The sequence below is a fragment of the Hoeflea sp. Naph1 genome (genome assembly GCF_046837775.1).
Classification (GTDB): domain Bacteria; phylum Pseudomonadota; class Alphaproteobacteria; order Rhizobiales; family Rhizobiaceae; genus Hoeflea.
Map to the genome: position 1 here is coordinate 182,919 of NZ_CP177286.1, position 11,898 is coordinate 194,816.

The 11,898-nt window shown below is 59.3% G+C and carries 12 protein-coding genes and 2 riboswitches; of the genes, 3 read left to right on the forward strand and 9 right to left on the reverse strand.

The annotated features are described in order from the left end of the window. The first annotated feature begins 200 nt into the window (after nt 1-200). Nucleotides 201-761, forward strand: coding sequence for a histidine phosphatase family protein (locus tag ACK6D9_RS00900; protein WP_412050281.1), 561 nt, complete (start codon nt 201-203; stop codon nt 759-761). 154 nt (nt 762-915) lie between these two features. Here ACK6D9_RS00900 and ACK6D9_RS00905 read toward each other — a convergent pair whose 3' ends face one another. The 7 genes from ACK6D9_RS00905 to ACK6D9_RS00935 all read right to left on the reverse strand — a co-directional run bounded on the left by ACK6D9_RS00905 (nt 916) and on the right by ACK6D9_RS00935 (nt 7,629). Further along, nucleotides 916-1,926, reverse strand: a complete 1,011-nt coding sequence (locus tag ACK6D9_RS00905) for an aldose epimerase family protein (RefSeq protein ID WP_412050282.1) — start codon at nt 1,924-1,926, stop codon at nt 916-918. 100 nt (nt 1,927-2,026) lie between these two features. Continuing rightward, on the reverse strand, nt 2,027-3,211 hold the full coding sequence (locus ACK6D9_RS00910; RefSeq protein ID WP_412050283.1) for a vWA domain-containing protein: 1,185 nt from the start codon (nt 3,209-3,211) through the stop codon (nt 2,027-2,029). 64 nt (nt 3,212-3,275) lie between these two features. After that, nucleotides 3,276-3,779, reverse strand: a complete 504-nt coding sequence (locus ACK6D9_RS00915) for a hypothetical protein (RefSeq protein WP_412050284.1) — start codon at nt 3,777-3,779, stop codon at nt 3,276-3,278. A 170-nt stretch (nt 3,780-3,949) separates the two neighbouring features. Beyond that, complete coding sequence (locus ACK6D9_RS00920; RefSeq protein WP_412050285.1) at nt 3,950-4,414, reverse strand: N-acetyltransferase family protein; 465 nt, start codon at nt 4,412-4,414, stop codon at nt 3,950-3,952. Between the two features lie 4 nt (nt 4,415-4,418). Beyond that, entirely contained in the window at nt 4,419-5,357 is a 939-nt protein-coding gene (locus tag ACK6D9_RS00925) for a homoserine O-succinyltransferase (protein WP_412050286.1), read from the reverse strand. 57 nt (nt 5,358-5,414) lie between these two features. Further along, nucleotides 5,415-5,492, reverse strand: a riboswitch (SAM riboswitch). A 58-nt stretch (nt 5,493-5,550) separates the two neighbouring features. Further along, a complete protein-coding gene (locus tag ACK6D9_RS00930; RefSeq protein ID WP_322990159.1) occupies nt 5,551-6,642 on the reverse strand; it encodes a GGDEF domain-containing protein in 1,092 nt (363 codons plus the stop codon). Between the two features lie 144 nt (nt 6,643-6,786). Next, complete coding sequence (locus ACK6D9_RS00935; RefSeq protein WP_412050287.1) at nt 6,787-7,629, reverse strand: AAA family ATPase; 843 nt, start codon at nt 7,627-7,629, stop codon at nt 6,787-6,789. Nucleotides 7,630-7,797: 168 nt separating this feature from the next. Between ACK6D9_RS00935 and ACK6D9_RS00940 the strand changes: the two genes are divergently transcribed. After that, nucleotides 7,798-8,172 carry a hypothetical protein gene (locus ACK6D9_RS00940; protein WP_322990161.1) on the forward strand — a complete coding sequence of 125 codons (375 nt, stop codon included), beginning with the start codon at nt 7,798-7,800 and terminating at the stop codon, nt 8,170-8,172. A gap of 12 nt (nt 8,173-8,184) precedes the next feature. Here ACK6D9_RS00940 and ACK6D9_RS00945 read toward each other — a convergent pair whose 3' ends face one another. Next, a complete protein-coding gene (locus ACK6D9_RS00945; protein WP_412050288.1) occupies nt 8,185-10,011 on the reverse strand; it encodes an ABC-F family ATP-binding cassette domain-containing protein in 1,827 nt (608 codons plus the stop codon). A 2-nt stretch (nt 10,012-10,013) separates the two neighbouring features. Further along, nucleotides 10,014-10,667, reverse strand: a complete 654-nt coding sequence (locus tag ACK6D9_RS00950) for a thiamine diphosphokinase (RefSeq protein WP_412050289.1) — start codon at nt 10,665-10,667, stop codon at nt 10,014-10,016. Between the two features lie 64 nt (nt 10,668-10,731). Further along, nucleotides 10,732-10,840, forward strand: a riboswitch (TPP riboswitch). A 38-nt stretch (nt 10,841-10,878) separates the two neighbouring features. On the opposite strand from ACK6D9_RS00950, the gene thiB reads away from it, so the two are divergent. After that, complete coding sequence (gene thiB / locus ACK6D9_RS00955; protein ID WP_412050290.1) at nt 10,879-11,889, forward strand: thiamine ABC transporter substrate binding subunit; 1,011 nt, start codon at nt 10,879-10,881, stop codon at nt 11,887-11,889. Nucleotides 11,890-11,898: the final 9 nt, after the last annotated feature.

The window sequence follows — 11,898 nt, forward strand, 5'->3', positions numbered from 1 at the left end:
ATGCCCACGCATAGTTCTGACCGTAAAGTGATTGGCGGAGATCTTGATCGCCGGCGTTTCGGCACGGCAACATCAAACCTCGGTCACCCCGCAGCATCACGCCAATTGTCACAGTTACACCGGACATGACGATACCCCCTTACATCACCGCCCAAAAACACTAGATTGCTGGAATGAACCTGTTTGCAAGACGTTGGCCCTTGGCCGTTATTCTCGCCTTGGCGCTTACTGCCATTGCCCCCATCACCAAAGGCTCCGCCACCGAAGCTGCCTGGGCACGTCTCAACCAGGGTGGCTACACGATCCTGCTCGGTTTTGCGCGCACGCCCGGGGGTGAACCGTTGCGTCCGGATATCGGCGATTGCGACAAGCGCAAAAGCCTGACCGATCGCGGCATCCAGGAAGCCCGCCGCATCGGGATGCGCTTTGCTGCCCGCGCGGTCTCCGTTGATGCGGTCTATTCCGGCGAATTCTGCCGCGCGCTGCAGACCGCGCAACTGGGTTTTGGCAAGTCGCGGGTCGAAACCAAAGCCTATCTCAATTCCATCGTCGGTGGCGCCGATCCCAATGACATTCCTGCTGAACTGATCACCGCGGTAGAAGAATTTTATGGCGCGGGCAACCAGCTCATGGTTACCCATCCGGAACTGATCCGGGCCATTTCCGGAACCATGCCGCGCGTCGGCGAAGCAGTGATCATCGCCCCGGCAGCCACGCCCGGCGGTATACCGCGCGTCGTCAACCGGTTGCTGCTCGACTGAATCCAGATGCCGCATCGCCCGGAATAACCGCAGCTTTGCCGAACACTCGCATCCGCCGGTGAGAACGCGGCCCTCTTAATGGGTGCTGGAAGAACTGTCCGCGCCCGAGCCACCGCCTTTATCAAGACGGTATCGTTTCTGCAGGTGCGGAGATTCAGTCGCGCATGAACACATGCTCGGTGTGCTGAACGCATTTTTCCCCGGGCCGCAAAACCGCACCGGCAAAGCCCGAATGGTTGGGACTATCGGGCCAGCTTTGTGTTTCCAGGCAGAAACCGGCGTGCGGATGATAGGGATTGCCCGAAAGACCCGGGACCGACGGGTTGATCTTGAAACCGGTGTAGAACTGCACGCCGGCTTCGGTCGAACGCAGCTCCATGGCAACGCCCGAGCGCATCGACCGCGTCAGCGCGATGGTCTGCACCGGGCCGCGCACGTCAGCCACGCAGAAATTATGGTCATATTCCACCTGCCCGGCAGCATTCTCGCGGCGGATCGGCCGCATCTCCCGAAAATCGAATTCGGTGCCCTCTACCGGGGCGATCTCGCCGGTTGGAATCTGGGTGGCATCGACCGGCAGGTAATGATCGGCGGCGATCATCATCTCGTGGTCGAGAATATCGGCAGATCCATCAAGATTGAAATAGCTGTGATGGGCGATGTTGGCGAGCGTCGGACGGTCGGTCACGCTGGTATAGGTGATCGCCATACAGCCGCCGGGTCTGAGCTCATACCGCGCCTCGATCTTCATTGTGCCGGGATAACCGCACTGGCCGTCGGGATCGACAATCGACAACACCGCGAAATCCGACCCATGGCTGTCAAGCGTCCACAATCGGGTGCCGGTGCCGGCACTGCCGCCGTGCAAATGATTGATGCCACTCTCGTTGCACTCAAGCTGATAGGCCACACCATCAAGCGAAAACCGCCCGTCGGCGATGCGGTTGGCGTGCCGCCCCGGTGTCTGCCCGAAATAGGGCGAATGCGCCGGGTAACTGGCAAAATCCGGAAACCCCAGCGTCAGCGGCGCAGCATGGCTCTCAAGCCTGAGATCCTGCAACGTCGCCCCCCAGGTCATGATTTTCGCCGTCAGACCGCCGCCTTCAAGCGTCACCCGATGCACGGTTTCGCCACTCTGCATTTGTCCAAAGGCTTCTACCACCATGGTGCATCTCCCATCAGCTGGATCGGAATTCTTGAGAAATAGGGCATGGTCCGAAACGCTCCGGCGCGCAAGCACCACCCCGTAGGAGGCGCGGTCGTCATCAACGCGTCAGCTGTCTTGTCGCCGTCTCCAGGCCCGAAAGCGTCATCGGAAACATCCGGTCGGAGAACAACTGCCTGATCAACGCTGTGGAATGGGTGTAGCCCCAATGTGCTTCCGGCACCGGATTGAGCCAGGCGACCTTGTGGAAATGGTCAAGGACCCGCCCCAGCCAGACCTGTCCCGGTTCCTCGTTCCAATGCTCGACGGAGCCGCCTGCGGTGACGATCTCGTAAGGGCTCATCGCCGCATCGCCGACAAAGATCACACGGTAATCGGGTCCGTAGGTGCGCAGCAGTTCCTCGGTTGACAGCAGTTCCTGCCGGCGCCGCTGGTTGTCGCGCCACACGCCCTCATATAGGCAATTGTGAAAGTAGAAATACTGCATGTGCCGGAATTCCGACTTGGCGGCGGAAAACAGCTCCTCCACCACCTTGATGTGGTCGTCCATCGACCCGCCGACATCGAAAAACATCAAAAGCTTGATCGCGTTGCGCCGTTCGGGCCGGGTCTTGACATCAAGCCAGCCATGCTCGGCGGTCGCCTGGATCGTGCCGGGCAGGTCGAACTCGTCGGCGGCCCCTTCGCGCACCCAGCGTCTTAATCGTCTCAGCGCCACCTTGATGTTGCGGGTGCCCAGTTCCACCGTGTCGTCGAGATTCCGGAACTCGCGCTCGTCCCAGACCTTGACCGCCCGCCGATGCCGGCTTTCGTGCTGGCCGATACGCACACCTTCGGGATTATAGCCATAGGCGCCGAACGGCGAAGTACCGGCGGTGCCGATCCATTTCGAACCGCCCTGATGCCGCTTCTGTTGTTCTTCAAGTCTCTGCTTGAGAGTTTCCATCAGCTTGTCGAAACCGCCAAGCGAGTCGATCAGCTTCTTTTCATCATCGCTCAGATGCTTTTCCGCCATCCGCCGCAGCCATTCCTCCGGCAGATTGCGGGCATCAATCCCGGCCTCGGCTGAAACGGCTTCCACACCACGGAAATAATGCGAGAACACCTGGTCGAAACGATCAATGTGACGCTCGTCCTTCACCAGGCTGGCGCGCGCCAGATAGTAGAACTCCTCGACGTCGAAACGCGCCAGCCCGGTCTCCAGTGCCTCGACCAGCGTGAGGTACTCGCGCAACGAAACCGGGATCTTGGCGGCTTTGAGTTCTAGAAAAAATGGCAGGAACATGGGCGCGACATTAACCGCATCGAGTGCTGAATGCCAACCGCTTTAGAGCCTTTAGACGCACAAATCAGCTGCCACCCAATTCCGGATTCGGGTGATAGCCGGGGCCGATGACGAGCGGCTTGTCGGGCACCACCGTGTCATCGAGTTGGCTGACAAAATCCTTCTCACCCGCCCACAACAACTTGGTGCGGGTGCGGTTATAGAGCCGGATCGAGACATGATAGGGCTTGCCTGCCATGACACCGCGAATGCTAGGCGAACGAACCCCGTAGCGAACGCTGCGGGCATGCAGCCGCGTTTCGACACTCATCGGCGGCCCGCCACCGGGATCCTCGAACTCGGCAATCAGCCAAGATCCGATCGGCAGTGGCTTCATCACGTAGGCGGTAAAGCCGTAAAACACTTCGGCAACCCGATAATTGTAGACAAACCCGCCACCGGCGATCTTGAGGTAGGGTTTTTCCGCCGGATCGTCCCGCGTGGCCCAGCCATAAGCAAACAGCACACCGGCGATGGCTATCAAGCCGATGACGACTTTTTCAAATGTCCTGTCTTCGCGCACGGCCATGTCCATCGCTCCCGACGCAATCCACCGTAAAAGCGCCCCATCAACGGGTCATCATTGAAGGAACAGCTTGCCCGCAGTCTCTCATATCTGCAGGCATCAAGCCAGATGAGGGAAGGAACTCGACAACGGCCATGGCCGGCTTCCTCTGACGCAGCCATGACGGCTCATCGTTACCGGCTGTACTTGACAAACGGCGTCAGCGTGGCGACCCGGTCATAAAGCTTGCGCGCCTGCGCGTTGAATTCCTGGGTCATCCAGTAGACATTGGGGCACCCGTCCGCATCTGCCTGCCCATAGACCGCCTCGATCAGCGCCCGTCCGACGCCCGTGCCGCGCACGTCCGGCGCCGCAAACAGATCCTGGAGGTAACAGACCTGCTCGATACGCCAGCAATGACGGTGATAGAAATAATGCACCAGGCCGACCGGCTTTCCATCGAGCAGCGCCAACAATCCACGTGGTTCGTAAAATGAAGCGTCCCCCGCCGCATGATCCGAAACAAGCCGTGAAAATGTGGTCTGGTAGACCTCGTCGGGCACGCTTGATTCGTAAAACTCGAGATAGGCCGTCCACAGGGCGCGCCATGCCACGGCGTCGTCAGCGGCAATCGGTCGGATTTCCAGCTTCTCTGTCATCAATTCACTCCCCCGCCTGCGCCAGCGAACGATCTTCGCCGATATCTTCCATATTGAAAGGCGTGGTCTGGTAAACTTGGTTGATCCAGTTGCCGAACAGCAGGAACGCATGGCTGCGCCAGCGATTTTGCGGCTTCTTGCTGGGATCGTCATCCGGGAAATAATTATGCGGTGGCGCCACCGGCGTTCCTGCCTTGACGTCGCGGAAGTACTCCTCCGCCAGAGTGCCGGAATCATACTCGATGTGATTGAAGATATAGAGCCGGTTGGCGAACGCCTCGTGCAACAGGCAAAGCCCGGTCTGGTCGCTTTCCATCAGCACTTCGAAGTCCGGCGTCAAATCCTCGCGCAAAACCTCGGTCCAGCGCGAGACAGACACCTGGAAATCATCGGAAAACCCCATCAGATAGGGTGAGGCAGGATTGAGGTTGCGGTGCCGATAGACGCCGAACGCCTTTTGCTTGAGCGCCCGCTTGGGCACCCGATGGAAATGCCAGGCCGCCGCCATAGCCCCCCAGCAAACAAAGAAACTTGAATGCACATGGGTTGTCGTCCAGTCCAGAATTTCCGTAAGTTCGTCCCAATAGGTCACGTCGTCGAATGGCAGCGTCTCGATCGGCGCACCGGTAATGATGAAGCCGTCAAACTTGCGGTGCTTCACCTCTTCCCAGGTGTGATAGAAATTGATCAGATGATCTTCCGAGGTGTTCTTGGCGGCATGCGAGCCGATCCGCACCAACGTCAGTTCGACCTGCAGCGGCGACGCACCGACCAGCCGGGCGATCTGCGTTTCGGTGGCGATCTTGTTGGGCATCAGGTTCAGCAGCCCGATATGCAACGGGCGAATGTCCTGCCTGACGGCAATCGATTCATCCAGAATTTGCACGCCTTCCTTGACCAGCACTTCGCGGGCGGGAAGACCATCGGGAATTCGGATCGGCATGACGCACTGACCTCCAACAAAAAACCGGCTTGCGGGAATACGCTGCCGGTCCGGAGGGAGTGTGTCCCGTCGGCCATTTAGCGAGTTGTTTTACGTGGCTGCAAGCCGGCCGGCCAAATCACCACGACGTAAAAATTAGCGGCTTCCCCGGGGCGGGTCAAGAACAAGCGCAGCTGTCATTCTATCACCGCTGTCACCCGGCCATGCGCACCAGATTGCGGCCATCATTCTTGGCCAGGTACACGGCGGCATCCGCATCGGCCATCGCCGCGTGCAAATCATCCGTCGGCGCCAGTCCGCACCAGCCAAAACTTGCCGTCAGCGTCACCTGACCGTTCTCCGTACCGAGCCACATCTGCTCGATTGCAACACGCAATCGGCTGGCAACCAACTGGGTCATTTCGGCAGTCGACCCAGCCAGCAACACGCAGAATTCCTCACCGCCAAGCCGTGTGCAGATTGCCGTTTCAGGCACTTCCTTGACCAGCAATTTGGCAAAAGCCTTGAGCGTCCGGTCGCCCACTTCGTGCCCGTAGTTATCATTGATGCGCTTGAAGTGATCGATATCGCAGACAATCAGACCGGTCGGCAGTGGCGCTGAAACCGATCTGAGCGTTTGGGCTGCGGTTTCAAAAGCCCGCCGGTTGAGAAGCCCGGTCAGCGGATCAGTGCCTGCCAGACGCGTCAGTCGCTCGACCTCGATCACGCCAAACCGGACAAACAAACCGATCCCCAGCGCGATACCGAAAAACGCATTGGCGGTTCGCATGGTAATGGCGAAATGCGAGGATCCAAACGTTGCCATATCCAGATTTTCCGCCCCGGGCATATGCAATTGGCCGACGAGCAGACTGATAACAGCCGCCTGGAACAGGAAAATCACGGCGATGACCCTGTCGACATGATGGGCCGCATTGCGCCAGGCAATAGCCCCGCACATGATGTCAACAACCACCATGAACCCGTAAATGCCCGCAATCCTTAGCCCCAACACAGCCGAATCGGATTTGGACGCTACAAAAAAGCCGACGGCAACCGCGCATGCCAGCAGGAATGGCAGCAGCGGAAACGGACGGTTGTGCAGCCGCGAAATTCCCTTCAGCAACAAGACATAGCTACCAAAGGCCGTCAGCATCGTCACCAGAACACTGGCCCGCCTCAGGTCTCCGTCAATCAGCAGGATCTGCGTATATCCCACGGTGGCGCAAAAAAACGCTCCGGAAAAGTGCAAGGCAGCTATCCGCTTGCGGTCATGCAGGAACAAAAACAGAAATGCCGCGGCCATGGAAACAAATATTCCAGGTCCAAGCCATTGATATGACACGTCGGCATAGGGCAACGGCTGACCTTTCGCGGTTTTGCTTCCCGGACATGGTGGCAGCGAAACGTCGCTATTTGATTACCTGACTCAAGAAAAATTGCGGAAAGCCTATTTTCCCCGCTGCCGCGCCAGAAACGCCAGCCGCTCGAACAAATGCACATCCTGCTCGTTCTTGAGCAGCGCACCGTGCAGTTTCGGCAGTGCATTTCTAGCTTCGCCGCGCAGAGTTTCGGGCTCCACATCATCGGCGACCAGCAACCGGATCCAATCCAATGCCTCGGATGTGGAGGGCTTCTTTTTCAATCCGCTGGTTTCACGGATCGCATAGAACTGGGTCAGCGCCTCGCGCACCAGCGTCTGCTTGATGCCCGGATAGTGGACATCGACGATGCGCTGCAGCGTTTCCATTTCCGGAAACCGGATATAGTGGAAAAAGCAGCGCCGCAGAAATGCGTCGGGAAGTTCTTTTTCATTGTTGGAAGTGATGATGACGATCGGACGCTGCCGGGCGCGGATCGTCTCGCCGGTCTCGTAGACAAAGAACTCCATCCGGTCGAGTTCCTGCAGCAGGTCGTTCGGGAACTCGATATCCGCCTTGTCGATCTCGTCGATCAGCAGCACCGTCTTCTTGTCTGCCGCAAACGCATCCCACAATTTGCCGCGACGAATGTAGTTGGCAACATCGTTGACCCGCTCATCCCCGAGTTGGCTGTCACGCAAGCGGCTGACCGCGTCATACTCGTAAAGCCCCTGCTGCGCCTTGGTGGTCGACTTTACCGACCATTCAATCAGATCGAGGCCGAGAGATTGCGCTACCTGGTAAGCCAATTCGGTCTTGCCGGTGCCCGGCTCACCCTTGACCAGAAGCGGCCGCTCCAGGCGGATCGCCGCATTGACCGCAACGGTAAGATCCTTTTCAGCCACATAGGCCGCTGTACCTTCAAACTTCATACGCTCTCCTGCGCCGCCTCAATTGCGGCCTCGTTTCATGCCACTTTCAACACCATAACCAGCGCTAGGCGCAACCCGCTAGCATAACTTGCGCCAGATCAATGCGGATCGATCGCGGTCGGCACACGATGGACCCTACCCGGAAAAGTCAATCGACTGGAGACCAATATGACGCTCTACCACATCCACCTGACCATGGCCCGCAACAAGGAATTCCCCGAGGGCAATCCGCGCCGGGGCTACGACATTCATGCCCCGCTCGACGCAGAAGGCCATCTTGATCAGGCAGCTTGGGAGAAATCGCCGTCATCAGCCACCGTCACCCGCTTCTGGGACGGCGAACGGTCCGAACTCGGCTATCTTGTTCACCATCCCAAAGGTGGCTGGATTATCGACTATGAACCCGACAGAGATGACGACGATGAAACCGGTTTTCGGTTCTCCAACCACGTCTTCAAACCGGGCGAGTATGTGTCGATCCGCGATCACGGTGAAGATGAGCTGCACACATTCGTGGTTGCGTCGGTGGAAGAGGCAAAATAGGCCGCCCGCTTTTCAACCCTCGATTTCCTCGCGCAGCATTTCAAGTTCCATCCATTCGCCTTCCAGCGCCTCGATCTCGGCTTTCAGCGCCAGGTGCGCCTTGGCGCGGGCGGCAAAGCCGTCGGGGTCCTTGGCAAACAGCGCCGGATCGGCCATTTCGGCCTCGATTTTTGCAAGTTTTTCTTGCCCGGCGGCGATCTTGCCGGGCAATGATTCAAGCGCGAATTTCTGCTTGTAGGATAGCTTGCGCGCATTTTCGCGCGCAGGCGCGGCGGGCTTTGAACCAGCGGACGTGCGGCCCGCTTCCTGAGCCTGTTTTGCCTTTTTCTCGCGCGCTTCCTCGCCGCGCTGGGTCAGCATGTCGGTGTAACCACCGGCATAGGCGATCCAGCGTCCGTCCGGATTGGCCTGGTCGGCCGGCGCCAGCGTCGACGTCACCGTTCGGTCGAGAAAATCACGATCATGGCTGACCAGGATCACGGTGCCGGGATAGGACGAAACCACCTCCTGCAACAGATCCAGCGTTTCCATGTCGAGGTCGTTGGTCGGCTCATCGAGGATCAGCAGGTTTGATGGGCGCGCCAGAATCCGCGCCAGCACCAGCCGGGCCTTTTCGCCGCCCGACAGATTGCGGATCGGCGTGCGCGCCTGCTCCGGCTGGAACAGGAAATCCTTCATGTAACCGGTAACATGCTTGGCTTCGCCATTGACCAGAAGATTATCGCCGCGCCCGTCGGTGAGATAATGCGCCAGCGTCTCTTCCGGATTGAGTACTTCGCGGCGCTGGTCGAGCACGGCGATGTCGAGCTTTGAGCCGTGCCGCACAAAACCGGTATCGGTCTTGAGTTCCCCGATCAGCATCTTCAGCAAGGTTGTCTTGCCCGCGCCGTTCGGACCAACAATACCGATGCAGTCGCCGCGGTTGATCCGCATCGAGAAATCGCGCACCACCGGCGCTCCGCCATAACTCTTGGATATATTTTCCGCCTCGATTACCAGCTTGCCCGAATCGCGGCCCTCAGCAACCTGCGCATTGATCCGGCCTTGCGGACCCTTGTGGCCGCGATGCTCGGCCCGCATGGTCTTGAGGTCGGACAGCCGCCGCATGTTGCGCTTGCGTCGCGCGGTCACGCCATAGCGCAACCAGTGTTCTTCACGCTCGATCTGCCGTCCGAGCTTGTGCTGTTCGAGCTCTTCGTTTTCAAGCACGGAATCGCGCCAAGCTTCGAAATGCTCGAACCCGCGGTCAAGCCTCAGCGATCGTCCCCGGTCGAGCCAGACCGTTGCCCGGCTGACGCGCTCGAGAAACCGCCGGTCATGCGAAATCACCAGCATTGCGCTGCGGCTGCGCAACAATTCCTCTTCCAGCCATTCGATCGTCGGCAGGTCGAGATGGTTGGTCGGTTCATCCAGAAGCAGGATATCCGGCTCCGGCGCCAGCACCCGTGCAAGTGCCGCCCGTCGCGCTTCACCGCCCGACAATGTCTGCGGATCGGCGTCGCCATCAAGACCCAGATGTTCGAGCAAATAATTGACCCGGTGCACATCGTCATTGGGTCCCAGACCCGCTTCGGCATAGGTCTGAACCGTCGCAAAGCCTTCGAAATCCGGCGCCTGCGGCAGATAGCGGATGGTTGCCGACGGATGCCGGAAGATCTCGCCCGATTGCGGCTCAACCTGCCCCGCGGCAATCTTGAGCAACGTCGACTTGCCCGAGCCGTTACGCCCGACAAGGCAGATTCGTTCGCCCGGCTCGAGCTGCAACTGGACACCATCAAGCAGCGGGTCGCCGCCGAACGACAGGCAGATATCATCAAGTTTGAGAATTGGCGGTGCCATGCTCAAGCTCCGGTTAAATCATGAGGACGGGCGAGCAAAAGCGCGCGCCCGGATTCGAGGCTGACGGTAACCGCGCCCATAGCGACATTGGATATGGTGCGCGAGGCGGCAAATGGAATGTCAGCCTTTTCCAGCGGGTATTTCACACCCGATAGGCTCAGACCAGTTAGTGCGCCGAGCGCAATCACCGAAAACAGCGATCCGACGGGCAAATCCAGCACGCGCTCTTCCAGGCGCAGAGGAACAGCCTCTTCTGTGCCCGATGTCAGCACCACGTCATATCCGCGTTCGCCAAGATCGACAGCCTGGAAAAGATGTGCAAGCGCGTGATCGCTGCGTTCTCCAGCCAGCGCCCCGACCATAACCAGCCGTTGCGCACCGCGCTCGATTGCCTGTTCAACCGCGATCTCGCCATCGGTCAGGTCCTTGGCCGCAGCAAACGGCAGCCGTGGCACGTCGCCATGGCGCGCCAGCAACGCGTCATCGGCAGAATCAAAATCGCCCACCCAGAGTTCCGGCGTCAGCCCCAACGCCCGGGCATGGATCATCCCGCCATCGGCGGCAATCGCCCGCACGCCTCGGACCAGGTCGAGAACCCGGTCGTCAATCTCCAGCGCGCCGCCCAAAAGGATCGCAAATGTCAAATCAGCTCTCATCGCGGACAGCCAATAGCAGCTTTGTGCCCACTTGCCAGCGTCAGGAAGAAATTCTATGTCTTGTCTCGCTCTAACGGGGTGCCCGGCGTCAAAACCGGGCTGAGAGGCCTGACAGCCAACCCGAAGAACCTGATCCGGTTTGTACCGGCGGAGGGATTAGACGTGCTCCACGCGCCTATTCCTGTTTATTGAACAAAAGGAGGCGCGATCAATGCGCAAATCATGGTTTCTCGCGGCTGCCCTTGCGGCGACTCTCCCCCTTGCTGCCAATCCCGCGGCCGGCGCAGACAAATCGCTTACCGTCTACACCTATGAAAGCTTCATCGCCGAATGGGGTCCCGGTCCCAAGATCGAGGCGGCGTTCGAGGCCGAATGCGACTGCGATCTCAAATGGGTCGGCGTGGCCGATGGCGTGGCGCTGCTCAACCGGCTCAAGCTCGAGGGCGCCAAGGCCGAAGCCGGCATCGTGCTCGGCCTCGACACCAACCTTATCACCGACGCCAAGGCGACCGGCCTGTTTGAAGCCCACGGCCTCGACACCAGCGCGATCTCGGTGCCCGGCGATTTCAGCGATAACACCTTCATTCCCTATGATTTCGGAGAATTCGCCGTGGTCTATGACAGCGAGGCGCTCGACACTCCGCCGGCCAGCCTCAAGCAACTGGTCGAAGGTGATCCCGAGCAGAAAATCGTCATCCAGGACCCCCGCACCTCGACGCCGGGTCTCGGGCTGCTGCTCTGGGTCAAGTCGGTCTATGGCGATGATGCCGCAGCGGCCTGGCAGAAGCTGAGCAAGCGCGTGCTCACCGTCACCCCGGGCTGGTCCGAAGCTTATGGTCTGTTCACCTCGGGCGAGGCGCCGATGGTGCTGTCCTATACCACCTCGCCAGCCTATCATATGGTAGTTGAAAAGACCGGCCGCTATCAGGCTGCCGAATTCTCCGAAGGTCATTATCTGCAGATCGAAGTGGCAGGAATGCTCGCCAATGCGCCCGACAAGGATCTGGCGCGCGAGTTCCTTGCCTTCATGATGACGCCGGGCTTTCAGAATGAAATACCCACCAACAACTGGATGATGCCGGCCGCGGCGATCGATGTGGCATTGCCGGAAGCCTTCAGCAAATTGGTGTCGCCGGCAAAGACCTTCCTCTATGCGCCCGACGAGGTCGCCGCCAACCGTGCCGCCTGGATTGACGAGTGGCTTGCCGCCATGAGTCGCTAAGCAGGGTGC

Excerpts from the sequence above, each read along its gene's own strand:
- ACK6D9_RS00905 (WP_412050282.1), bottom strand. The coding sequence starts at position 1,926 with ATGGTGGTAGAAGCCTTTGGACAAATGCAGAGTGGCGAAACCGTGCAT.
- ACK6D9_RS00910 (WP_412050283.1), bottom strand. The coding sequence starts at position 3,211 with ATGTTCCTGCCATTTTTTCTAGAACTCAAAGCCGCCAAGATCCCGGTT.
- ACK6D9_RS00915 (WP_412050284.1), bottom strand. The coding sequence starts at position 3,779 with ATGGCCGTGCGCGAAGACAGGACATTTGAAAAAGTCGTCATCGGCTTG.
- ACK6D9_RS00920 (WP_412050285.1), bottom strand. The coding sequence starts at position 4,414 with ATGACAGAGAAGCTGGAAATCCGACCGATTGCCGCTGACGACGCCGTG.
- ACK6D9_RS00925 (WP_412050286.1), bottom strand. The coding sequence starts at position 5,357 with ATGCCGATCCGAATTCCCGATGGTCTTCCCGCCCGCGAAGTGCTGGTC.
- ACK6D9_RS00930 (WP_322990159.1), bottom strand. The coding sequence starts at position 6,642 with ATGGCCGCGGCATTTCTGTTTTTGTTCCTGCATGACCGCAAGCGGATA.
- ACK6D9_RS00935 (WP_412050287.1), bottom strand. The coding sequence starts at position 7,629 with ATGAAGTTTGAAGGTACAGCGGCCTATGTGGCTGAAAAGGATCTTACC.
- ACK6D9_RS00940 (WP_322990161.1), top strand. The coding sequence starts at position 7,798 with ATGACGCTCTACCACATCCACCTGACCATGGCCCGCAACAAGGAATTC.
- ACK6D9_RS00945 (WP_412050288.1), bottom strand. The coding sequence starts at position 10,011 with ATGGCACCGCCAATTCTCAAACTTGATGATATCTGCCTGTCGTTCGGC.
- ACK6D9_RS00950 (WP_412050289.1), bottom strand. The coding sequence starts at position 10,667 with ATGAGAGCTGATTTGACATTTGCGATCCTTTTGGGCGGCGCGCTGGAG.
- thiB (WP_412050290.1), top strand. The coding sequence starts at position 10,879 with ATGCGCAAATCATGGTTTCTCGCGGCTGCCCTTGCGGCGACTCTCCCC.